18 protein-coding genes are annotated in these 24,532 nt (G+C 67.5%); 9 read left to right on the top strand and 9 right to left on the bottom strand.

What is annotated here, in order from left to right:
* Window positions 1-389 precede the first annotated feature (389 nt).
* The 4 genes from ACN0SE_RS18710 to ACN0SE_RS18695 all read left to right on the top strand — a co-directional run bounded on the left by ACN0SE_RS18710 (window position 390) and on the right by ACN0SE_RS18695 (window position 5,397).
* Window positions 390-1,499: an alkylphosphonate utilization protein gene (locus ACN0SE_RS18710; protein WP_417526052.1), complete on the top strand. Its 1,110-nt coding sequence runs from the start codon at window positions 390-392 to the stop codon at window positions 1,497-1,499.
* A gap of 134 nt (window positions 1,500-1,633) precedes the next feature.
* Window positions 1,634-2,635, top strand: coding sequence for a hypothetical protein (locus tag ACN0SE_RS18705; protein ID WP_417526051.1), 1,002 nt, complete (start codon window positions 1,634-1,636; stop codon window positions 2,633-2,635).
* 585 nt (window positions 2,636-3,220) lie between these two features.
* Window positions 3,221-4,513 (top strand): O-acetylhomoserine aminocarboxypropyltransferase/cysteine synthase family protein, encoded by a 1,293-nt coding sequence (locus ACN0SE_RS18700; RefSeq protein WP_417526050.1) that lies wholly within the window; start codon window positions 3,221-3,223, stop codon window positions 4,511-4,513.
* A gap of 137 nt (window positions 4,514-4,650) precedes the next feature.
* Window positions 4,651-5,397 carry an FkbM family methyltransferase gene (locus ACN0SE_RS18695; RefSeq protein WP_417526049.1) on the top strand — a complete coding sequence of 249 codons (747 nt, stop codon included), beginning with the start codon at window positions 4,651-4,653 and terminating at the stop codon, window positions 5,395-5,397.
* Window positions 5,398-5,405: 8 nt separating this feature from the next.
* Here ACN0SE_RS18695 and ACN0SE_RS18690 read toward each other — a convergent pair whose 3' ends face one another.
* Window positions 5,406-6,065: an SIMPL domain-containing protein gene (locus tag ACN0SE_RS18690; protein ID WP_417526048.1), complete on the bottom strand. Its 660-nt coding sequence runs from the start codon at window positions 6,063-6,065 to the stop codon at window positions 5,406-5,408.
* Between the two features lie 239 nt (window positions 6,066-6,304).
* Between ACN0SE_RS18690 and ACN0SE_RS18685 the strand changes: the two genes are divergently transcribed.
* Complete coding sequence (locus ACN0SE_RS18685) at window positions 6,305-9,421, top strand: hypothetical protein (RefSeq protein ID WP_417526047.1); 3,117 nt, start codon at window positions 6,305-6,307, stop codon at window positions 9,419-9,421.
* A gap of 202 nt (window positions 9,422-9,623) precedes the next feature.
* Window positions 9,624-11,651: a protein-disulfide reductase DsbD family protein gene (locus ACN0SE_RS18680; RefSeq protein WP_417526046.1), complete on the top strand. Its 2,028-nt coding sequence runs from the start codon at window positions 9,624-9,626 to the stop codon at window positions 11,649-11,651.
* A gap of 117 nt (window positions 11,652-11,768) precedes the next feature.
* Here ACN0SE_RS18680 and ccmI read toward each other — a convergent pair whose 3' ends face one another.
* The 4 genes from ccmI to ACN0SE_RS18660 are packed head-to-tail and all read right to left on the bottom strand — an operon-like array spanning window position 11,769 to window position 15,946.
* The gene (gene ccmI / locus ACN0SE_RS18675) at window positions 11,769-12,914 is read right to left on the bottom strand and encodes a c-type cytochrome biogenesis protein CcmI (RefSeq protein WP_417526045.1); all 1,146 of its coding nucleotides are present in this window, start codon (window positions 12,912-12,914) and stop codon (window positions 11,769-11,771) included.
* A gap of 3 nt (window positions 12,915-12,917) precedes the next feature.
* Window positions 12,918-13,397, bottom strand: a complete 480-nt coding sequence (locus ACN0SE_RS18670) for a cytochrome c-type biogenesis protein CcmH (protein WP_417526044.1) — start codon at window positions 13,395-13,397, stop codon at window positions 12,918-12,920.
* Window positions 13,394-13,948: a DsbE family thiol:disulfide interchange protein gene (locus tag ACN0SE_RS18665; protein WP_417526043.1), complete on the bottom strand. Its 555-nt coding sequence runs from the start codon at window positions 13,946-13,948 to the stop codon at window positions 13,394-13,396. The genes ACN0SE_RS18670 and ACN0SE_RS18665 overlap by 4 nt, the downstream gene beginning before the upstream one ends.
* A 6-nt stretch (window positions 13,949-13,954) precedes the next feature.
* Window positions 13,955-15,946 carry a heme lyase CcmF/NrfE family subunit gene (locus ACN0SE_RS18660; protein WP_417526042.1) on the bottom strand — a complete coding sequence of 664 codons (1,992 nt, stop codon included), beginning with the start codon at window positions 15,944-15,946 and terminating at the stop codon, window positions 13,955-13,957.
* A 197-nt stretch (window positions 15,947-16,143) separates the two neighbouring features.
* Between ACN0SE_RS18660 and ACN0SE_RS18655 the strand changes: the two genes are divergently transcribed.
* Complete coding sequence (locus tag ACN0SE_RS18655) at window positions 16,144-17,118, top strand: type I glyceraldehyde-3-phosphate dehydrogenase (protein ID WP_417526041.1); 975 nt, start codon at window positions 16,144-16,146, stop codon at window positions 17,116-17,118.
* 165 nt (window positions 17,119-17,283) lie between these two features.
* Here the strand turns inward: ACN0SE_RS18655 and ACN0SE_RS18650 are convergent, their stop codons facing one another.
* The 3 genes from ACN0SE_RS18650 to puuE are packed head-to-tail and all read right to left on the bottom strand — an operon-like array spanning window position 17,284 to window position 20,660.
* Window positions 17,284-18,699, bottom strand: coding sequence for a uracil-xanthine permease family protein (locus ACN0SE_RS18650; protein ID WP_417526040.1), 1,416 nt, complete (start codon window positions 18,697-18,699; stop codon window positions 17,284-17,286).
* 60 nt (window positions 18,700-18,759) lie between these two features.
* Window positions 18,760-19,248, bottom strand: coding sequence for an ureidoglycolate lyase (locus tag ACN0SE_RS18645; protein WP_417526039.1), 489 nt, complete (start codon window positions 19,246-19,248; stop codon window positions 18,760-18,762).
* Window positions 19,245-20,660 carry an allantoinase PuuE gene (gene puuE, locus ACN0SE_RS18640; protein WP_417526038.1) on the bottom strand — a complete coding sequence of 472 codons (1,416 nt, stop codon included), beginning with the start codon at window positions 20,658-20,660 and terminating at the stop codon, window positions 19,245-19,247. The genes ACN0SE_RS18645 and puuE overlap by 4 nt, the downstream gene beginning before the upstream one ends.
* Before the next feature lie 147 nt (window positions 20,661-20,807).
* On the opposite strand from puuE, the gene uraH reads away from it, so the two are divergent.
* Window positions 20,808-21,164 carry a hydroxyisourate hydrolase gene (uraH, locus tag ACN0SE_RS18635; RefSeq protein WP_417526037.1) on the top strand — a complete coding sequence of 119 codons (357 nt, stop codon included), beginning with the start codon at window positions 20,808-20,810 and terminating at the stop codon, window positions 21,162-21,164.
* 288 nt (window positions 21,165-21,452) lie between these two features.
* On the opposite strand, the gene ACN0SE_RS18630 is transcribed toward uraH, so the two are convergent.
* Window positions 21,453-22,379, bottom strand: coding sequence for a LysR family transcriptional regulator (locus tag ACN0SE_RS18630; protein WP_417526036.1), 927 nt, complete (start codon window positions 22,377-22,379; stop codon window positions 21,453-21,455).
* 99 nt (window positions 22,380-22,478) lie between these two features.
* Between ACN0SE_RS18630 and ACN0SE_RS18625 the strand changes: the two genes are divergently transcribed.
* Window positions 22,479-23,711, top strand: coding sequence for a urate hydroxylase PuuD (locus tag ACN0SE_RS18625; protein ID WP_417526035.1), 1,233 nt, complete (start codon window positions 22,479-22,481; stop codon window positions 23,709-23,711).
* Window positions 23,712-24,532 lie beyond the last annotated feature (821 nt).

The raw sequence follows: 24,532 nt of genomic DNA, 5'->3' as shown, positions 1-24,532 counted from the left end.
ACGGTCAGTCGTATCGCACGAGGCCCCGGATCAAGTCCGGGGCGCGATCCCCTAATCCCCCACACCACGCCGTCCCGGCCCCGCGCCGGGACCTCATGGCCAGCCGCCGAGCGCGAGGCCCCGGATCAAGTCCGGGGCGCGAGGCGCTCATCCATAGCGTTCCGCCGTCCCGGCCCTCGCGCCGGGACCTCACGGCCAGCCGTCCCGCACGAGGCCCCGGATCAAGTCCGGGGCGCGATCCCCCAATCCCTCGCACCACGCCGTCCCGGCCCCGCGCCGGGACCTCGCCGCCAGCCACCGAGCGCAGCCCCACCACAACGCCGCGCTGTCACGCCCCCGCAACATTCCCGCATTACGCTCCCCTCACGCCCCGAACCGCGAGAGTGCCGATGTCCGTTCTGTCCCTGCCCCTGCGCCTCACCGGTGCCCGTGTCCTTGGCGAAACCGGGTTCTCGACCGACCCGCTGACCCTCTCTGACGGGCTGATCTCTCGAGGAGACGCGCCCGAGATCGCCCTGCCCGGCTTCGACATCCTGCCCGGCATCGTCGACATCCACGCCCGCACCTCCGGGACCGCCAGCCTCGGCGCGCTCGACCGGCAGTTGGCGGCGCAGGGCATCACCACGGCCTGGGTGGCGCAGGGTTGGAGCTGGCGCGGCGGGGCCGAGGCGCCGGAGGCGGCGGCGGATTTTCTCGAGGCGCATGCCCACCACCGCATGCTGGCCAGGACCGATCTGCGCGTGCTGCTGCACTGCGACACCCACATGATGGACAGCGAGACCCGCCTGCTCGACCTGATCGAGCGCTACGGCGTGGGCGCGGTGCTCTTTGTCGACAGCCTGGGCGACAACACCCTGGCGCTTGCGCCCGAAGAGCGCGCCATCGCCGGCGCGTTGAGGCTGCGCGGTGACGAGGTGCCGCGCTTTCTGTGCAACCTCGCCCATGCCTTCGACGTGATGAACATCCGCTCTGGCAGCTACGGCGACCGCGACGGCCAATCGCGCGAGAAGCTGGCGATGATGGGCGCCAAGATCTGCGTGGCCCCCGCCGCAACCGGCGCTGCCGCCGTGGCGCGGGCCTGGTCCGATCCGGTGGTGCTGCCGGCGGCCGGGGTGACCGCGCCCCTGGCCTGTCCCGGCGCAGGCACCGGCCCCGATCCGCGCGACCTGATCCCGGCGGGCATGTGCGACGCGCTGGTGTCCGACGGCGCGCCCGAGCTCCTGATGCAGGCGGCGCTGCAGCTGGCCCGCAGCGGCGTGCTGCCGCTGGCCGGGGCCTGGTCGCTGATCTCGGCGCGGCCGGCCCGGGTGCTGGGGCTGAAGGACCGCGGCTGGCTGGTGCCGGGACAGCGCGCCGACCTGGTGCTGATGCACCGCGCCAGCGGCGCCATCGCCGCCACCATGTCTGGCGGGCGCTGGACCTATCGCAACCCGGATTTCGCCCTTGCCCTGCATCCGACCCAAGGCCCGCGCGGCCCCGACCGCAGGTGCGCAACCTGAGGCGGCGCAGGGGCCGCGCCTTGCCCGCAAAGCCCGAATGACGCTCGAAATTTCCCCGTCAAGACGGCTTTTGGCGCGCCGGGTTCCGGCCTATAGTCCCTTGCAAAAGATCAAGAACCAAGCCGGGGACATCAGTGGCACAGGCAGCAGGCGAGACGCCGTTCAACATCGTGATCGTGGCCCAGGCCGGGCGGTTGCAATACGAGGCGCTGCTGTTTGCCGCCTCGTTCCGGCAGTACAATCGCGGCTTTCGCGGCAAGTTCTTCATCGCCGAGCCGCAGCCCGGACCGCTCTGGCCCAATGACCCGCGGATCAAGAACGAGGACCTGCGCAACTTCCTGCTAGAACTGGGCGCCGAGTTCCTGCCCTTCGAGAGCCGCCACTTCGGCCACAGCTATCCGCATGGCAACAAGATCGAGGCGCTGTTTGCGCTGCCCGAGGGCGAGCCTTTCGTGTTCTTCGACACCGACACGCTGATCACCGGCGATCTGCGCGAGGTGCCCTTCGACTTCGACCGCCCCACCGCCTCGATGCGGCGCGAGGGAACCTGGCCGAAGATCGAGCTATACGGGCCGGGCTATACCGAGATCTGGAAGTCGCTCTACGACAAGTTCGGGCTGGATTTCGAGAGCTCGCTCGACCTGTCGCAGCCCGACGAATACTGGCAGCGCTATCTCTATTTCAACGCCGGGTTCTTCTTCTACCGCTGTCCGCGGGAGTTCGGCGCGAAGTTTCTGGAGTATGCCCTGGCGATCCGAGACGATCCGCCTGCCGCGCTGGTCTGTCAGCCGCTGACGCCGTGGCTCGACCAGGTGGCGCTGCCGCTGGTGATCCATGCGCTGGGCGGCGGACGGGATACTTTGCCCGGGGGGATGCTCGATGGCACGCATTCCTGTCACTACCGCTTCCTGCCGCTGCTGTTTGCCCGGGAGGGCAAGCATGTGGTCGACACGCTCGAAATCGTGGCGGCGCCGAACAAGGTGAAGAAACGGCTGAAGGATTACGAGCCGGCGCTGCGGATGATCTACCAGGGGCGCGGTCACAAGGTGCGCGACATGTTCGACCAGGACAACCTGCCGCGCAAGGAACAAGCGATCCGCAACCAGATCCGGCGAGAGGGATTCTGGATGCGGTAACTGCCGCAGGTTTCTCCCGGAGCGTTGACAGTGATCGCTGGCCGCCGCGCCAGTCCTGGTCCCTTCCCGCTGACTTACACCCCCAGCGCGTTCACAGCGACCAAAGGCCGCCGCGCATCGCCGGGCCGCCCCACGGCACGGCAATGCGCGGCGGCCGTAAGCACGGCGCTCCGATCTTTTCCGGGCTGGGCTGAGATAAAGTGCTGCCGAGCTAACTGCGGATCGCCGCGCCACGGCCCGTCGATGCACGTCTCGTTCCTTGAGGCTGGCGTTGGTAAGGGTGCGCCTTCCCCAAAACCCCTCCCCCACGGCCTCTTCCCCAAGCGCGTTAACAGCGGCCACAGGCCGCCGCGCTTCGCCGGGCCGCCCCCCGGCACGGCGATTGGGCTGACGTAGGCGCTCCGCTCATGTCTTTTGCGGAAGTGGCTGGGATAAAGTTCCGTAGAACTGGCCGTTGGTCGCCGCACCGCGGCCCGTCGATGCGCGGCTCCGCTCCGAAAGCCCAAGCTGACCCAAGGGCCATTTCAGGTCTGGCCAATACCCCGCTCTCTGCATACCCTCCGCGCAATTTCAACGGAGGACCTCATGACCGACGCCCCGACCTACGGCTTCGACACCCTGCAAATCCACGCCGGCGCCCGCCCCGATCCGGCAACCGGCGCCCGGCAGACGCCGATCTACCAGACCACCGCCTATGTGTTCCGCGATGCCGAACATGCGGCGGCGCTCTTCAACCTCCAGGAAGTGGGCTACATCTACTCGCGCCTGACCAACCCCACCATCGCGGTGCTGCAGGAACGCGTCGCCACGCTCGAGGGCGGCGTCGGCGCGGTCTGCTGCTCTTCGGGGCACGCGGCGCAGATCATGGCGCTCTTTCCGCTGATGGGACCGGGCAGGAACGTCGTGGTCTCGACCCGGCTCTACGGCGGTTCGATCACCCAGTTCAGCCAGACCATCAAGCGCTTCGGCTGGATGGCCAAGTTCGTCGACTTCGACGACATGGATGCCGTCGCAGCGGCGGTGGATGACGACACCCGCGCGATCTTCTGCGAGTCGATTGCCAACCCCGGCGGCTACATCACCGACATCGCCGCCGCCGCCAAGGTCGCCGACGAGGCCGGCATCCCGCTGATCGTCGACAACACCTCGGCCACGCCCTACCTCTGCAAGCCGATCGAGCACGGCGCCACGCTGGTGGTGCATTCGATGACCAAATACCTCACCGGCAACGGCACCGTCACCGGCGGCGTGGTGGTCGACTCGGGCAAGTTCGACTGGTCGGCCTCGGACAAGTTCCCCTCGCTCAGCGCCCCGGAAGAGGCCTACCACGGGCTCAAGTTCCACGAGACCTTCGGGCCGCTGGCCTTCACCTTCCACGGCATCGCCATCGGCCTGCGCGATCTCGGCATGACTCTGAACCCGCAGGCGGCGCATTACACGCTGATGGGCATCGAGACGCTGTCGCTGCGCATGGAGCGCCACGTGCAGAACGCCGAGAAGATCGCCGCATGGCTGGAAACCCATGACGCGGTGGCGGGCGTGACCTATGCCGGCCTCGACAGCTCGCCGCACAAGGCGCGCAAGGAGAAGTTCTGCCCCAAGGGTGCCGGTGGTCTCTTCACCGTCAAGCTCAAGGACGGCTACGACGCCTGCGTCAAGTTCGTCGACGCGCTGCAGCTCTTCAGCCATGTGGCCAACCTCGGCGACACCCGCTCGCTGGTGATCCACTCGGCCTCGACCACCCACCGCCAGCTGACCCCGGCGCAGCAGGAAGCCGCCGGCGCCGGCCCCGATGTGGTGCGGATCTCGATCGGGATCGAGGATGCCGACGACCTGATCGCCGATCTCGACCAGGCGCTCAAGGCCGCCTCGGCCTGAGCCGACGCCGCGGCGCCCCGCGCCACGACAGACGCTGAGCAACAGATCGCGCCCCGGGCACCCTCGGGGCGCGATTTGTCTTTGGCGCGGACACGCATGGGCCTATACTGCTGAAAAATGCCGCAAAGGGCAGATCGATGCAGCACAGAACCATCCCCGTCAAAGGCGCCGAGACCGCAGGTCCGGACTTCGGCTATACAACGGCCGTCAACGAATACGGCTTCTACTGCGTGCCCGACGCCTATGCCCGGCGAGAGGTGCCGCGGGTGCTGCTCTCGGGCGGGGTCTACGAGCCCGACACCCTGCGGCTGATGCGGCGCTGGGTGCGCGACGGCGACATCATCACCGGTGGCACCTTCGTGGGTGATTTCCTGCCCGCGCTGTCACAGGTCATGGCCTCCGGCGCGACGGTACACTCGTTTGAACCCGCGCCGCTCAGCCATGCCGCCGCGCAGATCACCATCACGCTCAACCGGCTCGACAACGTGGCGCTGCACCCGGTGGCCGTGGGCGCCGAGCCCGGCACGCTGCATCTTCAGACGGTCTCGGACAGCGGCCGGCCGATGGCGGCCAGGGCACGGGTGGTGGACAGCGCGATCGAAGGGCAGACCGAGAGCGTGCCGGTGGTGCCGATCGACGATCTGGTCGACGCCTCGCGGCGGGTGTCGATCCTGCATCTCGATCTCGAGGGTCACGAATGGCCTGGCATCCTCGGCGCACAGCGGGTGATCGAGACCCGGCGGCCGCTGATCGTGCTCGAGGCCGACAAGCCCTGGGCGCAGCGCGCTTACGAGGCGCAGCTTTCGGAGCACTTTCCCGGCCTCGGCTACCGGTTGGTCGGGCTGATGGAACGCAATGCCTTCTACCTGCCCGACCCGGTCTGACGCCGCCCCTAGCGGGCGATGGCAAAGGTCATGCGCACCTGCGCGCTGAAGGTCATCTCTCCGGCCGCCACCGGCACGTCGCTGGCCATCGACATGGATTCGGCGCGGGCGTACATCGGCCCCGGCATGCCGCCGCCATTGGGCTCGACGATCTCAAGCACCGGTCCCAGCTCCACCCCCGCCGCCTTGGCATAAAGCGCCGCGCGGGCCTGGGCGTCGACCACCGCCAGCCGCCGCGCTTCGGTCAGGTAGACCTCGGGGCTCTCGACCCCGAAACCGATGCCAGAGAGCCGGTTGGCCCCGTCGGCGATCAGCACGCCGATGATCGCGCCCAGCTGCGCCATGTCGCGCAGGCGGATGGTCAGGTCATTGTTGGCGCGAAAGCCCACGATCTCGGGCACTTCCTCGGGGGTCGAGCGATTGCGCTCGCGCCAGATCGGATCGATCCGCAACGAGGCGGTCTGAACATCGCGCTGCGCCACCCCCAGCTCGGTCAGCCGGGTGAAGACCTGCTGCACCGTGGCGCTGACCTCGGCCATCGCCTCGGCGGCACTCGGCGCCTCGTGGCCGACGCCGATCGACAGCGTCGCCATGTCGGGTGCCGCCTGCACCAGCCCTTCGCCGGTGACCACGATCTGCCGGGGCGAAAGCGTCTCTTGCGCGGCCACGGGAATCGTTGCGATCAGAGTGACAAAAGTGTTTATAATCAGACGTCTCAACATTGGCGCAACCTTTGTGCTATACTACCTGCGGCCTCACCGCATCTTGCGCGCGCGCCGTGGTCGCGCCAAGTCTATGGGGGGCCGTGAAGCGGCGCAAAGGGTTTTCTCGGCGGGAAGCTGCCCTAAATATTGCGTGAGGCGGTCGTGACTTGTGTGACCCGTGAAGGAGTGCGAAAGCCGGACGAATGAAACCTGATTTTGCACTTCTGCTGTCCTTCGACGGGATCGCCCTGCTGCGCCGTGCAGAGGGCGGAACCACGGGCCATTGGTACAAGCTCGGCGATGTCTCGCCCGAGACGTCGAACCTGCCCAAAGCCCTTGCAGCGCTGCGGGAATCCGCCGCCGGCCTGCCGGGCGATCCGGCCGACGTCAAGCTTGTCCTGCCGACCGAACAGGTCCGCTTTCTCGACATTCCCGCGCCGACGGCCGGCAGTTCCGTGGAAGAGGCCGTCGAATCGGCGCTCGACGGGGCCACGCCCTATGCGATCGACGATCTGGTCTACGACTACGAGCAGCGCGACGGTCGGGTGCAGATTGCCGCCGTCGCGCGCGAGACGCTGGAAGAGGCCGAGAGCTTTGCCGCCGCGCATGGCTTCCACCCGCTGGCCTTTGTGTCCGACATCGGGCCTGACGCCGGTTTCAGCCGCGAGCCGTTCTTCGGCCCGACCGAGACCGCGCTGACCTCGCTCGCCCCCGGCGTAAAGGTCCAGGCCGACCCGGCCCCGATCACCGTCGTCCCGCGCCCGGCACCGAAGCCGGTCGAAGCAGCGCCGAAGTTGGAACCGAAGCCTGACGCGACGCCTGCTCCGAAGCCGGACGCCAAGGCAGAGGTGACGCCGGAGCCCAAGGCCGAAGCGAAGCCCACTCCGAAGCCTGAGCCCAAGCCCGAGGCAACGCCGGCCCCAAAAGCTGAGGCCAAGCCGGACGCAAAGCCTGCGCCCAAGGCAGAAGCTAAGCCTGAACCCAAGCCTGATCCGAAGCCTGCACCCAAGGCAGAGGCCAAGCCTGAACCGAAGCCAGCGCCCAAGCCGGAAGCCAAACCCGCTCCGGCGGCAGAGGCAAAACCGGCGCCGAAACCCGCGCCCGCCCCCAAGGCAGAGGCCGCGCCAGCGCAGAAGCCGGCTCCGACGCCGCAGCCCAAGCCAGAGGCGACGCCGGCCGCAAAGGCCGCGCCCGCACCTGCTCCCACACCCAAACCCGCGCCGACGCCCAAGCCCGCCGCCAAGGCCGCCGCGCCGAAACCTGCGCCAACGCCGGCCGCCAAAGCCGCCGCGTCGAAACCCGCACCCGCCCCGGCGGCGCAGAAGCCGCAGCCCAAGCTTCCCGCCAAGGCGCCGGCGAAAGCCGCCGCGCCCAAGGCCCCGGCCCCCAAGCCCGCCGCCGAAGATCCTGTGGCCGCGCCCAGCTTTGCCAGCATTCGTGCTCATCGCGACACCCCGGCGCCGCGCCCGGTCACTCCGATCAGCGCCGTCCAGGACGAGATGCCCGGCCGCCGCGACGCGCCGGCCCCGGCCGCGCCCAAGGCCCGCGACGTCAGCGAAGACCTTGCCGCCAAGGCCCGCGCCTCGTTCTCGATGCGCCCCAAGGCCAAGCCTGACGAGCCCACCGCCGAGGACACGCCCCCCATCGCCGCCAGCACGGCCGTGCCGGATGCGACCGGCAAATCCATCGGCTTTGCCAGCCGTCGCAAGCCGCGCAAGCCCGAGGCCGACATCCGCAAGCCCGCCTTCGGCAAGGCCAGGGGCAAGGGCGCCGCGGCCACCGCCGGCGGCAGCGCCGTGCTGGACGAAGGCGAGCGGATGACTGTATTCGGCGCTCGCGGCCAGCAGAAGATCGGCGGCAAGCCGCGCTTCCTCGGGCTGATCCTGACCGCCGTGCTGCTTCTGACGATGCTGGCCGTGGCCGCCATGGCCTCGATCTTCCTCGACGAAGGGCTCGCCGGATTCTTCCGCCGCACGCCCGAGACACAGGTCGCCGCGGTCGAGCCCCCGGCCGCCACCCTTGCCGAGCCGGCAGCCGCCGCCACGGCGAATCCCGACACGCCGCCCGCCGTGGTCGAACCGCTGCCGGAAACCGCGCTCGCCCTGCCCGACAGCGGCACCGAGATCGACCCGCAGGACCCGGCCGCGATCAACCTCGCGGCGCTCAGCTCCGGCGTGCCGGCGCTGTCACGCGATCTGGTCGAAGACCAGGTCGACGGCCTGTCGGTGCCCTTCGAGGCCGAGGCGCTGACGCCCGAACAGGCCGAGGCGCGCTATGCCGCCACCGGCATCTGGCAGCGCGCACCGCTGCCGCCGGCGGAACCCGGCCACAACCTCGTCGGCGATGTCTACGTCGCCTCGATCGACCCCTCGGTCGCCGTGGGGGACGCCGTGGCCATTCCCACCAGCCTCGAGGCGCAGACGGACCTTCCGCCGCCGGCGCAGATCAACCCCTATCCCGCCGACGCCGGCCTGACCTTTGACGAAAACGGTCTGATCCTGCCCACCCCCGAAGGCGTGCGCCACCCCGCCGGCTTCCTGCTGGTCCAGGGCCCGCCGCCGCTGAAACCGCCGCTGCGCCCCGGTGCCGAACGCCCGGTCGAGGCCGCGCAGCCAGCGCCAGAGACCGACGCCGATCTTGATGCCGACGAACCGGTCACCCCCGATGTGACCGAGCCCGAGGAACCCGCCGCCAGCATCGCCACCGTGGTGGACGAGACGCTGGCCGGGCTCAAGCCCCGGCCGCGCCCCGGCGATCTCGAGGAACAGAACGAACGCGCCAACCTCGGCGGCGTCAGCCTGGCCGAGCTGCGCCAGAAGCGCCCGCGCCCGCGGCCCGAGGTCGAACGCCCGGCCGCCGCCGCCTCGCTCGCCCAGGACATCGCCGAAGACGACGCGGAAGAGGCCGCCAAGATCGAGGCCAGCGCGCTCGCCGTCGCCGCCTCGCCGCAGCCCAAGACGCGCCCGGCCAACATTGCCGCCCTGGTCACTCGTGCCACCCGCAATGCCGAGGCCGAGACCACCGCGCGCCAGACCGCCGCGGTGCAGCCGCGCACGGTGCAGCCCAGCATCCCGTCGCGGTCCTCCGTGGCCGCTGCCGCCACCGAGAAGAACGCCATCAACCTGCGCAAGGTCAACCTGATCGGCGTCTACGGCAAACCCTCCAGCCGCCGCGCCCTGGTGCGTCTGGCCAATGGGCGCTACCAGAAGGTCAAGGTCGGCGACCGGATCGACGGCGGCCGGGTCTCGGCGATCAGCGACGGCCAGCTCAGCTACGTGAAAGGCGGCCGCAACATCGTCCTGCGGATGCCGCGCGGCTGAGCCTCACCGCCGGCCGATTGCGCGCCCTGCGGTTCCCCGGGTCACCGCCGGCCTTCGGGTCTCCGACGCGTCACCAGCAGACACTGAATCGCCGTGCGGCCAGGCCTCGCGCCAAAGTGACACCCCGCCCCCCTCGACGTGATCGGGCGGATGGCGCATACCGGCGCGTGATCGGCTAATATCTCTCATCAAAGGAGATCTCATGCGCCTTGCCCGCGTCCTCTGGACCCTGCTGACCCTTGCCCTGCCCCTGGCCGCCGGTGCCGCCACGTCCGAGACCCACAGCTCTCCGGCGCTGACTGCCCGGCTGATCGCCGCCGAGCAGGGCGTGGCGCCCGATGCCAGCACCCTGTCGGCCGGTCTGGTGATCGAGATGGGCGAAGGCTGGAAGACCTATTGGCGCAGCCCCGGCGAGGTCGGCCTGCCGCCAGAGCTCGACTGGTCAGAGGCGCAGAACCTTGCCGGCGCCGAGCTGCTCTTTCCCGCGCCGACGCGGTTTACCGCCTTCGACATCGAAAACTTCGGCTATGGCGATGCGGTGACCTTTCCGATCAGCCTGACGCTGGACCGGCCCGGCCAGCCGGTCGATCTGACAACCCGCGTGCGGCTGCTGGTCTGCAAAGACATCTGCATTCCCGAGGATTTCGACCTGACGCTCGCGCTGCCGCAAGGCACCGGCATCGACGCCGATGCCGCCGCGATACTGGCCACGGCATTGGACCAGGTGCCCGAAGAAGGCGCCGCCTCTGGCTTCGAGATCGAGGCCGCGCATCTGTCAGACAGCGCCCTGACCTTCGCGGTGCGCCAGGCCACGGCCTTCCGCACCCCCGATGTCTTCCCCGAGCTTGGCACGGCGATCTTCGGCAAGCCCGAACTGCGCCTGGGTGACGACCGCACCCGCCTCTGGGCCCGGGTACCCCTGCTCTACCCGCTCGACGGCACGCCCGAGGCGCTGCGCCTGACGGTCACCGATGGCGCCATCGCCGGCACCGTCACATCCGCGCTGACCGAGACCGCCCCGGCCGCGCCAACCGCCGCCCGCGGTCTTGTCACCATGGCGCTGATCGCGGTGCTGGGCGGGCTGATCCTCAACGTCATGCCCTGCGTGCTGCCGGTGCTGTCGATCAAGCTCGCTTCAGCGGTGCGCAAGGCCGACCAGGGCCGCGCCCGCGTGCGCGCCGGCTTCCTGCTCTCGGCGGCTGGCGTGCTGGTGTTCTTCTGGGCGCTGGCCGCGGTCACCTGGGGGCTGCAGAGCATGGGCCAGGCCGTGGGCTGGGGCCTGCAGTTCCAGAGCCCGGTGTTCCTCTCGACGATGATCGTGATCCTGGTGCTCTTCGCCGCCAACCTCTTCGGCCTCTTCGAGCTGTCGCTGCCGTCCACGCTGCAAACCCGCCTGTCGGTCGCCGGCGGCAAGGGCCGGTTGGGCGATTTCGCCACCGGCGCCTTTGCCGCGGTGCTGGCCACGCCCTGCTCGGCACCCTTCCTCGGCACCGCGGTGGCCTATGCGCTGTCTGGTGGCGGCCGCGAGATCGCGGTGATCTTCACTGCCCTTGGCCTCGGCCTGGCGCTGCCCTATCTGGCGGTCGCAGCCTTCCCCGGCGTGGTGGGCCTGCTGCCGAAACCCGGCCGCTGGATGCTGGCGCTGAAACTGGTGATGGGCGCCCTGCTGGCGCTCACCGCCGCCTGGCTGTTCTTTGTCCTGGCCGCGGTCTCGGGACTTCAGGCCGCGGGTCTCACGGCCCTGCTGATGGCGCTGATCCTCGCCGCCCTGGCCTTCCGCCGCCTGCCGGCCCGCGCCCTGACCGTGGCGGCCCTCGCAGCGCTGGCGATCACCCTGCCCGCCCTGCGCGCCCCGGCCCCGGCAGACGCCGCCCAAGGCGCCACCAACTGGGCCAGTTTCGACGCCACAAGCCTCGCTAGCCACGTCAAGGACGGCCGCATCGTCTTCGTCGATGTCACCGCCGACTGGTGCCTGACCTGCAAGGCCAACAAGGCGCTGGTCCTCGACCGTGGCCCGGTCTCGGAGGCCCTCGCCAGCGACGCCATTATCCCGATGCAGGCCGACTGGACCCGCCCCAGCGACGCGATCTCGGCCTACCTGGAAAGCTTCGGCCGCTACGGCATCCCCTTCAACGCCGTCTACGGCCCCGCCGCCCCCAATGGCATCCCCCTGCCCGAAATCCTGACCGAAGCCGCGATCTTCGAAGCCATCACCCAGGCCGGCGGCTGACCACACCAAAAGGGCGCGCGGCTGCCCAACAGCCCCCGCCCCCATCTTCCTCTTGCTGCAAATACCCTCGGGGAGCGCGAGGGGCTGGCCCCTCGCTCCCGCTACCCGACAAGAGAACTACCCGCCGAACTCCGCAAGCCCCTCGGCCACCGCGCGCCGCCGCGGATCGTCAGAGGCCAGCCCCCCAAGCACCCCTTCAGCCGCGCGGTAGGCCTCCAGGGCCTTCTCCCGCTCGCCCAGCACGCCATAGGCGCGCCCGAGCTGCAGCCAGCCGTCGATGTCGTCGGGCTCGTCCTCGAGCCGTTCCGCCAGCCGAGCCACCATCGAGCGGATGAAATCGCCGCGCTCCTCTTCGGTCATCTCCTGCGCCGCCTCGACATCCGCGGCGCTGGGTCCGCGCTGCGTGACGAAATCGCTCAGCGCTACAGGCTCGGCGCCGGTTTCGGCGCCCAGTCGGTTTATCTGGCGGACGAATATCTCCATCCACGGCTGCGCCTCGCGCTCCTGCCGCAAGCGCAGCATCAACAGCTCGCGGGCTTGCGCGCCGCGGCCTTCCTGCTCCAGCCATTGCGCCTTGTAGTAGCTCGCCGCCGGGTTCAGCACGTCCATGTCGAGCGCCTGATCGATGGCCGAGGCCGCCTGGGCGGTGATCAGACCGTCATTGGCGGCGATCAGTGCCTCGGCCCATTGCGTCAGATGGCCGGAGTGGGCGTCGTCGCGGGTCACGATCCGGCCCAACGCCTCGGCGGCGGCGCCGTAGCGACCCATCTTCATGTAGGTCTGCGCCAGCAGCTCCCAGCCTTCGGTCGGCCCGCCGTCCTCGTCAGACAAGAGCCGCGCGCGCAGCCGCTCGGTGAGCTCGACGATCTTCTGGTCTTCCTCGCGCTCGGCGGCGCGCTCAGCGAACGGCAGGCTCTGCGCCCCCGGCGCGCCGATCAGCGCATAGACCCCGCCGGCCAGCAGCGGCACCAGCACCGCCAGCACCATCAGCACCACGGCGCCACCGACACGGGCCGGGCCACGGCCCTCCTCGCGTTCCACCGCCAGCATCCGGCGCTTGATCTCCAGCCGCGCCGCATCGGCCTCGCCGGCCGAGATCAGCCCACGCGCCGCTTCGGCGTCAATCTCCCGCAGCTGGTCGACAAAGATCGCCAGGGCGCCGTCGCGGTGATCGACCGCGATGCCCTCGCGGCGCCAGAGCGGCAGAAGGATCACCAGCACGGCAACAAGCGCCATGGCGGCAGCGGGTATCCAGAATGTCATGCGTCAGCCGTCTTTCTTGGTCTGCTCTTGGTCATAGCGCGACATGAGCTCGGCCACGCGCGCCTCGTCTTCCGGGCTCAGCGCCTCGGAGCTGCCGCGCCCGCCGCGCCGCCGCAGGGCGACGCCCGCCGCCACCGCCCCCAGCCCCAGAAGGACAAAGGGCGCCAGCCAGAGCGCATAGGTCGAAGGTTTGAACGGCGGCTTGAACAGCACGTAATCGCCGTAGCGGTCGACGAGGTATTGCCTGACCTCGTCATCGCTGTCGCCGGCCACCAGCCGTTCGCGGATCAGCAGCCGCAGGTCGCGCGCCACGCCGGCGTTGGAGCTGTCGATCGGCTCGTTCTGGCAGACCACGCAGCGGATATCGCGCGAGATCACGCGGGCGCGGTTCTCCAGCACCGGATCGTCGAGGATCTCGTCAGGCTCCACCGCCGCCGCCATGCCGGCCAGCACGATCAGCAGCGCGGCAAGCAGCCCCCTCACGAGCCCGCCTCCGCCCGCGCCGCCGCCAGGGCCGCGCGCAGATCGTCCTGCGCCTGTTCAGTGGCAATCGGCCCGACATACCGCCAGACCACGGTGCCCGACGCGTCGATCAGAAAGCTTTCCGGTACGCCGGAGATGCCCCATTCAAGCCCCGCGCGCCCGCTCTCGTCCGAGCCGATGCGCTGGTAGGGATTGCCCAGCTCTTCGAGCCATGCCTTCGCTGCCTCGGGCTTGTCCTTGTAATTGATGCCGAAAAGCGCAAAGCCCTCCTGCGCCGCCAGCCGCGTCAGCACCTTGTGCTCGGCCCGGCAGGGCACGCACCAGGAGGCAAAGACATTGACCAGCACCGGTTCGCCGGTCGCCAGGTCGGCCGTCGCCAGCCCCGGCACGGCGACCCCGGCAATCGGCGCCAGGGCAAATTCCGGCGCCGGCTTCGAGATCAACACCGAGGGGATGGCATTGGGGTCGCGGTCCGGGTTCAGCCCCCAGACAAAGAAGCCGCCGATGACCAGCACCACCGCGATCGGCAGCAGGACGAGGATACGTTGCATGTCACTTTACTCCGCAGGTTGCGCCATCTGAGGCACCTTGGCCCGGCGCGGCGCACCGATGCGCAGCCGCCGGTCACTGAGGCTGAGCGCCCCGCCCAGAACCAGCATGAAAGAGCCCAGCCAGATGAAGTTCACCAGCGGCTCGTAGAGCACCCGCAGTGTCCAGGCCTCGCCCACGGTCTGCGAGGCGGGCTCGCTGATCGAGGCATAGAGGTCGCCGGCCAGCGAATGGCGAATGGCGCTTTCGGTGGTCTGGCTGCGGGCGACGGGGTAGTTGCGCCGCTCGGGATAGAGGTATTGCACGAACTCGCCGTCACGGCGCACCTCCAGCGTACCGCGGAAGGCCATGTAGTTCGGCCCCGGCACCTCTTCCACGCCCTCGAAGGTGACGTCGAAGCCCGCGACCTGCACCTGCGTGCCGGGCTTGGCAAAGGTGATCACGTCTTCCTTCCAGGCCGAAGAGCCGACAAACCCCAGGATGCAGACCGAAAGGCCCAGATGCGCCAGGGTCATGCCGTGGCTCGCCCGCGGCAGGTTGCGCGCCCGGCGCAGGCTCTCGCCCAGGGGCGCGCGGAACAGCTTGATCCGGTTCGCCCATTCCTGCAGCGTCGCAACCATCAGCCAGATACCCAGGCCAAAGGCCAGCACCGCCAGCACCGGCCCGCCGGTCACCATGTACCAGACCACCAGCGCCGCCAGAGCCGCCAGCCCCAGCGCCAGCCAGAGCCGTTGCAGGATGCCCTTCAGGTCGGCCCGCTTCCAGGTCAGGAACGGCCCCAGCGCCATGACAAAAACCAGCGGCAGCATGATCGGCACGAAGGAGGCATTGTAGAACGGCGGCCCGACCGAGATCTTGTCGCCGGTCACCGCCTCGAGAAACAGCGGATAAAGCGTGCCGAAGAGCACCGTGCCTGTGGCCACCGCCAACAGCAGGTTGTTGATCAAAAGTCCGCCCTCGCGGCTGACCGGGGCGAACAGCCCGCCGCCCTCCATCGCCGGGGCCCGCACCGCGTAAAGCGTCAGCGAGCCACCGATGGAGACCCCCAGCAGGCCAAGGATATAGACCCCGCGCTCGGGATCGACGGCAAAGGCATGCACCGAGGTCAAAAGCCCCGAGCGGACGATGAAGGTGCCCAGCAGCGACAGCGAAAAGGTGAGGATTGCCAGCAGGATGGTCCAGGATTTGAAGGCCCCGCGCTTCTCGGTGACGATGGCGGAATGCAGCAGCGCCGTGCCAAGCAACCAGGGCATGAAGCTGACGTTCTCCACCGGATCCCAGAACCACCAGCCGCCCCAGCCGAGCTCGTAATAGGCCCACCATGACCCCAGAGCGATGCCGGCGGTCAGGCTCATCCAGGCCGCCAGCGTCCAGGGCCGCACCCAGCGCGCCCAGGCAGCATCGACCCGCCCCTCGATCAGCGCGGCAACGGCAAAGCTGAAGACGATCGAAAAGCCGACGTAGCCCACGTAGAGCAGCGGCGGATGCATGGCGAGGCCGATGTCCTGCAGCAGCGGGTTGAGGTCATTGCCATCGACCGGCGGCGGCAGGATGCGCTCGAACGGGTTCGAGGTGAACAGCATGAAGGTCAGGAAGCCCACCGAAATCCAGGCCTGCACCGACAGGGTCCGCGCCCGCAGCGCATGCGGGATATTCGAGCCGAAGACCGCGACGCCCGCGCCGAAGAGCGTCAGGATCAGCGTCCAGAGCAGCAGCGAGCCCTCGTGGCTGCCCCAGGTCGCGGCGACCTTGTAGATCATTGGTTTCAGCGAATTGGAGTTCTCGGCCACGTTGCGCACGGTGAAATCGCTGACCACGAAGGCCCACATCAGCGCGCCAAAGGCCACGGCGGTGAACAGAAGCTGCCCCAGCGCGGTCGATTGCGCCGAGCGCATCCACACCAGGTTGCCGCGTGCCGCGCCAATCATCGGCACCAGCGATTGCACCAGCGCCAGCGCCAGCGCCAGCGCCAAGGCAAATTGTCCGAGTTCCGGGATCATCGCACCACTCCCCAAGGGCTGTCAGATCGTTGCATCTTCCTAGCCCTTGGGGCGTGAAGATTTAAGTCACCATTTCGTTGATTGTCGTATCATTTGGTCGCAGCCACGCATGGCGGCAAAAGTTTCCCCCGGGGCATTGCCTCTTGCGGCGCAATCAGGTCACATCCGCTGACCTTGCACACGCCTCGGGATCCGCCATGAGCCTTCGCATCTTCATCAACGGTTTCGGACGCATCGGCCGCACGATCACCCGGATGGTCCTGACCGATCACCCGGACGTCGAGATCGTCGGCATCAACGACATTGCCTCGCTGGAAACCTGCGCCTATCTCTTCGCCTTCGACAGCGTCTTCGGCCCCTTCCCCGGCGGTGCCTCTGGCCGTGACGGCACGCTGCATGCCGCCGGCCGCGCCCTGCCGGTGACCCATGCGCCGGACATCTCGAGCCTCGACCTGACGGGCGTCGACATCGTCATGGAATGCACCGGCAAGGCCCAGACCCGCGACGTGGCCTGCCGCGGCCTGACCGCCGGCGCCCGCCGCATCCTGATCTCGGGGCCGTCGGATGCCGCCGACGAAACCATCGTCCTCGGCGCGAATACCGAGCTTCTGGGCGACCAGCCGGTGATCTCCAACGCCTCCTGCACCACCAATGCGCTGGCGCCGCTGCTGCGCCTGCTCGACGAGGCCGCCGGCGTCGAGAGCGGCCACATGACCACGGTCCATTGCTACACCGGCTCGCAACCCACGGTGGATGCGCCGCGTGGCGATCTGGTGCGTTCCCGCGCCGCCGCGCTGTCGATGGTGCCCACCACCACCTCGGCCGGCCGGCTGATCGGCACGGTGCTGCCGCATCTCGCCGGCCGCATCGAGGCGCGCGCGATCCGCGTGCCCACCGCCTCGGTCTCGGCCATCGACCTCACGGTGCAGACCCGCGACGCCATCACCGCCGAGGCGCTCAACGGGCTGGTCACCTCCGCCGATCCGACGCTTTTTGGCTATACCGACCTGCCGCTGGTCTCGACCGACCTGCGCGGCCGGCCGGAATCGCTGGTGGTCGCCGGCCGCGAAACCTCGGTCTCCAAGGGCGGCGTGCTGCGGATCTTCGGCTGGTACGACAATGAATGGGGCTTTTCCGCTCGCATGCTCGACATGGCCCGCCGCATGGCGTGAGGGCAAACGTTGCTTGGCGTATTTGGAAAGAGAAGAATGACAGGACCGGTCCAGGTCTTCTTCTCTTTGCAAAATACGCCACACCAACGCCGGACAAAAAGAAACCCCGGGTGCCTGACGCGACACCCGGGGTCCCTTGTGTAGGGTGGGTTTTCAACCCACCGGTCACTCGCCGGGCATCGAGCCCGTGCCCTTGCCGGCCAGACCGCCGGAGACCTCTTCGGTCGCCTCGTCGGCCAGCTCTTCCGGCAGCACGAGGTTCAGGACGATGGCGATCAGCGCCGCCGGCAGGATGCCCGAGGTGGCCAGCACCTTCAGCGTCTGCGGCAGGTGCTGCAGCGCGTCGGGCTCCAGTTGCAGGCCGAGGCCCAGCGACAGAGCGATGGCAAAGATCACCATGTTGCGGCGGTTCCAGTTGACGTCAGACAGCATCGAGATACCGGCCGAGACCACCATGCCGAACATCACGATCACGCCGCCGCCCAGCACTTCGATCGGCACCGTCGAGATGATCGCGCCGATCTTGGGCACCAGCCCGCAGAGGATCAGGAAGATGCCGCCGATGGTCACCACGTGGCGGCTCATCACCCCGGTCATGGCGATCAGGCCGACGTTCTGCGAGAACGAGGTGTTGGGCAGCGCGCCGAACAGCCCCGAGACCGCGGTGCCCAGACCGTCGGCATAGGTCGCGCCTTCGATCTCCTTGTCGGTGGCTTCACGACCGGCGCCGCCCTTGGTGATCCCCGAGACGTCGCCCACGGTTTCCACCGCCGAGACAAAGGACATCAGGCAGAAGCCGACAATCGCCGCCACCGAGAACTCGATGCCGAAGTGCAGCGGATTGGGCAGCGCGAAGCTGGCGGCATTGCCGACATTGCCGAAGTTCACCATGCCCAGCGCCCAGGCCACGCCGTAACCCACCAGCAGCCCCAGCAGCACCGCCGAGACCGAGATCATGCCGCGGGCAAAAAACTTCAGCCCCAGCGTCACCAGGATCACCACCGAGGCCACGAACCAGTTCAACGCCGAGCCGTACTCCTCGGTGCCGATGGCCGGCACACCGCCGGCGGCATACTGGATGCCGACCTTGACCAGGGCCAGACCGATCATCGTCACCACCAGGCCCGTCACCAGCGGCGGCAGGGCAAAGCGGATGCGGCCGATGAAGAGCCCCAGCGTGGCATGGAACAGACCGCCCACCACGATGCCGCCCATCAGGACCGCCACCGCGTCGACACCCTTGCCCGCCACCAGCGGGATCATCACCGGCAGGAAAGCGAAAGACGTGCCCTGAACGATCGGCAGCCTGGCGCCCACCGGCCCGACGCCGATGGTCTGGATCAGCGTTGCCAGACCGGCAAAGAACATCGACATCTGGATCATGTAGATCATCTGCGGAAAGTCCGGCGAGTTCGAGCCGAAGCCGAAGCCCGCCGCGCCGCAGACGATGATCGCCGGTGTCACGTTCGAGACGAACATTGCCAGCACGTGCTGGATGCCCAGCGGCACCGCCTTTGCCAGCGGCGGCGTGTAGTTGGGATCGCGCAGCTGTGCTGCCGTCCCGATTGTCGTGTCAGCCATAGTTCTCTCCCCGTATAGCTGTTTTTGGATGGGCCATCACTCCTCCTGACGGCCCGGTTTTCAGCCCTCCACCACCTGATAGGCAGTGTCGAACCAGTGTTCTTCCAGGTTCTCGCCAGCGCCGATCCGATCCACCACGGCAAACAGCCCCGATCCCGAGATCGGTGTCAGGACTCCGTGCCACGTGTTGCGGTGGAAGTTGATCGCCTGACCGGGTTCGGTCAGGTAGGCGCGCGGTTTTCCCGGGCGGTTGCCCGCATCTTCGGCGCAGATGACCACAAAAGCGTCATGTGACATCGGGATGAAGGCCTGCGAGCCCTGCGGGTGGCGCTCCATCATGTCGAGCGTCAGTGGCAGGCGGCGCAGCTCGGCCTTGAACAGGCTGAGCCCGGCGCGGCCGTCGGTGAAATCGAGGCTGGCGCGGTCGTGGTAACGGCCGCATTTGCCCTGGTTGATCAGCTTGTCCGGCGCGCCGGCGCAGTCGAGCAGGTCGCCGAAGGGCGCAAAGCCCTCGGCGGTGATCGGCGTGATGACGATGGTTTCGCTCACGGCAGCAGGTCCTTCAGCCGGAAGGCGGCGATGCGCTCGACCTGTCGGCAGGCCTCGGCAAACTCGGTCTCGCGGTCGTTGTTGATGCGCCGGTCAAAGGCCGCGAGGATCGAGGCCTTGTCGTGGTCGCGCACCGCGATGATGAAGGGAAAACCGTGTTTTTCCACGTATTCGGTGTTGAGCCGGGCGAAGGTCTCGCGCTCGGCGTCGGTCAGCATGTCGAGACCGGCGCCGGCCTGTTCCGAGCTGCTCTCGGCGGTCAGGCGTCCGGCGGCGGCCAGTTTTCCGGCGAGGTCGGGGTGGGCTGTCAGCACGCCCAGGCGTTTGTCCTCGCTGGCGCTGCGGAAGACCCGTGACAGGGCGTTGTGCAGGCCGGCGGCGGTATCATGCGCCGGGCCGAGCTCCAGATCATGGGCGCCCTCGGCGATCCAGGCGGAATGCTCGAAGATGCCGCCGAATTTCGCCACGAAATCCGCCTTGGACATCTGCGACGGCCGCTCCCGGCGCTGGTGCGGATGGGTGCTGGCCCAATGCTCGGCGATCTCGAGCCGTGTCGGGCACCAGACATCGTCAAAGCCCTGGATGTAGTCGATGAAGCGCTTGAGCGCCGCGATCTTGCCGGGACGTCCGATCAGCCGGCAGTGCAGCCCGATCGACATCATCTTGGGCGAACCCTCCTGCCCCTCGGCGTAGAGCGTGTCGAAGGCATCCTTGAGATAGCTGCCGAAATGCTCGCCGGTGACCCAGCCGGGCGCAGTGGCAAAGCGCATGTCATTGGCTTCGAGCGTATAGGGAATGATCAGCTGATCACGGTCGCCGTATTCGCGCCAATAGGGCAGATCGTCGTCATAGGTGTCCGAGATGTAGTCGAACGTGCCAGTCTCGGCGACAAGCCGAACGGTGTTTTCCGAGCAGCGGCCGGTGTACCAGCCGCGCGGCGCCGCACCTGTCACCTCGGTGTGCAGCCGGATCGCCTCGGCGATGGCAGCGCGCTCCTCCTCCTCGGGCATGTCCTTGTGTTCAACCCATTTCAGCCCGTGAGAGGCGATCTCCCAGCCGGCGTCCTGCATCGCTGCCACCTGCTCGGGCGACCGCGCCAGGGCCGAGGCAACGCCGTAGATCGTCACCGGGATATTCGCGCCGGTGAACAGCCGGTGCAGCCGCCAAAATCCGGCCCGCGCGCCGTATTCGTAGATCGATTCCATGTTCCAGTGGCGCTGGCCCGGCCACATGGCGGCGCCGGGAATGTCGGAAAGAAAGGCCTCCGAGGCCGCATCGCCATGCAGCACGCAGTTCTCGCTGCCCTCTTCGTAGTTGAGCACGAATTGCACCGCCACCTTGGCGCCACCGGGCCACTGGGCGTCGGGGATGCGGGGACCATAGCCGATCATGTCACGGGGATATCTTGTCACGTCTGCCTCCAGAATTTGAGGCTACGTTAAATCAGAACAATGCCGGGAATTACCAAAAAATCTTTGAAGCACTCTCCGGATCTCGGGGTTTCACTTGGCCGGCGCTTCCGGTCACATAGGGCGCAGGTTCAAATGCAGGAGGATGTCATGTCCGGCTATCTCACCACCCATATCCTCGACACCGCCCGCGGCTGCCCGGCCGAGGGCATTCGGATCACCTTGTATCGTCTGTCGTCCGGGTCGCGCGAGCAGATCGCCGAGACGGTGACCAATGACGACGGCCGCACCGATGCGCCGATCCTGCCGGCCGAGCGTTTCGAAACCGGTAGCTACGAGCTGGTTTTTCACGCGGGAGAGTATCTTCGGAGCACCGGCCAAGTGTCCGAGGATATCCTGTTCCTCGACGAGATCCCGCTGCGCTTCGGGATGAATGACGCCGAGGCGCATTACCATGTGCCGCTGCTGCTCTCGCCCTATGGGTATTCGACCTACCGGGGGAGCTGAGTGTTTACGACTTGGCCAGGTGCCTCGCGCCCCGGACCTGATCCGGGGCGTCATGGCCTGCGTGAAGGCTCACCCTTTACTGTCGCGCATCCACGCCCCGGACCTGATCCGGGGTCTCCCGGCTGACAGCCGGGCACGCCATCAAACGCCGCACTCCCGCAGCCCCGGACGTGATCCGGGGCCTCTCGCCCAACGTGGAGGCCCCGGATCACGTCTGGGGCTGCGGTTGTCATAGCGACCAATGCGGAAGGCCGCCGGCCCCCGCGGTCCGGCGACCGCGCGGCTCGCTCAGACCTTCGCCTCTTTCTCCATCCGCCGCATCGTCGCCCCCAGCCGGTCGATCATGAACTCCATGAACAGCCGCGTCTTGGGGTCCTGGTGCCGCCGGTGGGTATAGAGAAAGGCCATCTGGATATCCTCCGGCGGCGTTTCCACCGCCACCGGCACCAGCGCCCCGGAATTCAGGTGATCGACCACCTCGAAGACCGGCTTCAGGATCACCCCCTGCCCCGAGAGCGCCCAATCGGTCAGCACGTCACCGTCATCCGATTCGAACCGCCCCGAGACCCGGAACCGCTGCGTGCCATTGGCGGTCTGCAGCCGCCACTGGAACTCCGGCGCGCCGGGATAACGCAGGTTCAGGCAATTGTGCTTGTCGCGCACCAGCGCCTCGCCGCTGTCGGGCATGCCGCGTGCCGCGACGTACTCCGGTGCGGCACAGACCACCCGCTTGCAGTCGGCGATATTGCGAATGCGCAGGGTCGAATCCTCCGGCTGGCCGAGGAAGAACGCCACGTCCAGCCCCTCCGCCGTCAGGTCCACGTTCCGATCCGTCAGCCGCAACCGAATGTCGATCAGCGGATAGGCCTCGGCGAATTCAGGCACCAGCGGCGCGATCAACCGACGCCCCACCCCCAAAGGCGCCGCGATATGCAGCACGCCCTTGGGATTCTCGGTGATCGAGGAGACCTGCGCCTCGGCATGTTCCACCGCCTCGAGCACCGCGCAGGCACCGCCGTAAAACGCCCGCCCCTGCTCCGTCGGCGTCAGCGACCGGGTGGTGCGCTGGAACAGCCTGACGTTCAGATGCTGCTCAAGCTGCGAGATCCGCGCCGATGTCACTGCCGGAGAAATCCGCAGATCGCGCCCGGCGGCCGACATCGAGCCAAGATCATAGACACGGACAAAGGTGCGGATATTGTCGAGATAGGACATTCTTCGTCAATTTTTGATGCAGATGCGCTTTTCTCTGCAATACAAGAAAAGCCACAGGTCCGCTAGTCTGACGGCAAAGAAGACAGGAGTATTCCCCGCATGTTCGAAGCTGCAATTCTCTGGGACTGGCTGGCCTTTGCCGTCCGCTGGCTGCACGTGATCACCGCCGTCGCCTGGATCGGCTCGTCGTTCTATTTCATCGCCCTCGACCTCGGGTTGCGCAAGGCGCCCGACCTGCCCCCCGGGGCCCATGGCGAGGAATGGCAGGTGCATGGCGGCGGTTTCTACCACATCCGCAAATACCTGGTGGCACCGGCCGAGATGCCCGACCACCTGACCTGGTTCAAATGGGAGAGCTATTCGACCTGGCTCTCGGGCGCAGCGATGCTGATGATCGTCTACTGGGTGGGCGGCGAGCTTTACCTGATCGATGCCGCCAAGGCCGACCTGGCGCTCTGGCAGGGCATCCTGATCTCCGCCGCCTCGCTCACCATCGGCTGGATCTGCTACGACTTCCTCTGCAAGTCGAAGCTCGGCGAAACCCCGACGCTTCTGATGCTGCTGCTCTTCGTCATCCTGGTGGCGATGTCCTGGGGCTACACCCAGATCTTCACCGGCCGGGCGGCGCTCTTGCACATGGGCGCCTTCACCGCCACGATCATGACCGCCAACGTGTTCTTCATCATCATGCCGAACCAGCGCATCGTGGTGGACGACCTGAAGAACGGCCGCACCCCCGACCCGAAGTACGGCAAGATCGCCAAGCTGCGCTCGACCCACAACAACTACCTCACCCTGCCGGTGATCTTCCTGATGCTGTCGAACCACTACCCGCTGGCCTTTGCCACCGAGTGGAACTGGCTGATCACTTGCCTCGTCTTCCTGATGGGCGTCACCATCCGGCATTACTTCAACTCGACGCATGCCCGCAAAGCCGCGCCGAACTGGACCTGGGCCGTCACGGTGATCCTCTTCATCCTCGCCGCCTGGCTCTCGACACAGCCGGGCTGGGGCACCTATGACGAGGCCGAGGCCCGGGCGCTGACCCCCTACGAGGAGAAATTCGCCCAGGCCGATCACTTCGAGGACGCCGCCAATATCGTCACCGGCCGCTGCTCGATGTGCCACGCCCGCGAGCCGGTCTGGGACGGCATCCGCTGGGCACCCAAGGGGGTCTTCCTGGAAACCCCCGGCGACATCGCCCAGAACGCCCGCGCCATCTACCTCCACGCCGGCGTCACCCACGCGATGCCCCCCGCCAATATCACCGAGATCGCCCCCGAGGAACGCCAAACCCTCGTCGCCTGGTACCAGGCTGCCAAGGCCTACTGACCCCCTCGCCCTCCGCCCGCCAAAAGGGTCCCACCCCACCCCTTCTTCTGTTTGAAAATACCCTCGGGGGTTTGGGGGCTGAGCCCCCAAGGCCTGCGTGGCCTGAACGCAAACCAACCCGAGCGCGCAGCGCACCACATGAAAAAGGGCGGCCCCTCAAAGTGACGCATTCCGCGTAGTGGGGCACAAAGACCAGACCTTGTCGGCGATCCGTCGGCAAGGTCATATTTTTACGTGATTTGTTCGCCTGACGCGACCGGCGACACGGACGAACTTGCGTATTAATTTCTACGCAAAACCGATTGATCGCCCGGTGCATGGAAAAATCCGCACGAGGGGCAGATTTCTCCTTCTGTTTCTGAAGACACGGCCAATATTCTTGTCCCGCAAGTTTTACCTGCGGCCTTGTTAGTCTCAATATTTCCGCCAGTCCTCTTCACTCTCGTCGACAGTTCTTTAGAACGGTCCGAAAAAAAGAAGGGTGGATTCGCGGAAAATCCCGAGGGTCCATGGCAAGTTTGGCAAGTTTCAATATCGATCTCGAAGAGATGCTCCCTCCGGGAGGTCCGCTGAGACTGAACTCGTGCGGGAATCCAGACTGCCGGTCCTTCGGGACTGAGTTGACAATCATTCCCAAGAGATTGCCGCCGAAAGGACGGCGGGCATCGAGGTGTCCGACTGCCGACCTGGTGGAGAAGTTCCAAGTTCATCGGAAGGGTGCCTATACCCTAACGTCCACCAAAAGGTAATCCCCCCGTTTTTGCGGGGGCTTGGTCGTAGAATTTATGCGGCCATCTTCAGTTTCTGTGCAGGTGTCATCC

The sequence above is a fragment of the Marinovum sp. genome, assembly GCF_048263515.1.
Lineage (GTDB): Bacteria > Pseudomonadota > Alphaproteobacteria > Rhodobacterales > Rhodobacteraceae > Marinovum.
Note: the sequence above shows the minus strand (reverse complement) of the source record. Positions and strands in the feature narration are given on the sequence as shown.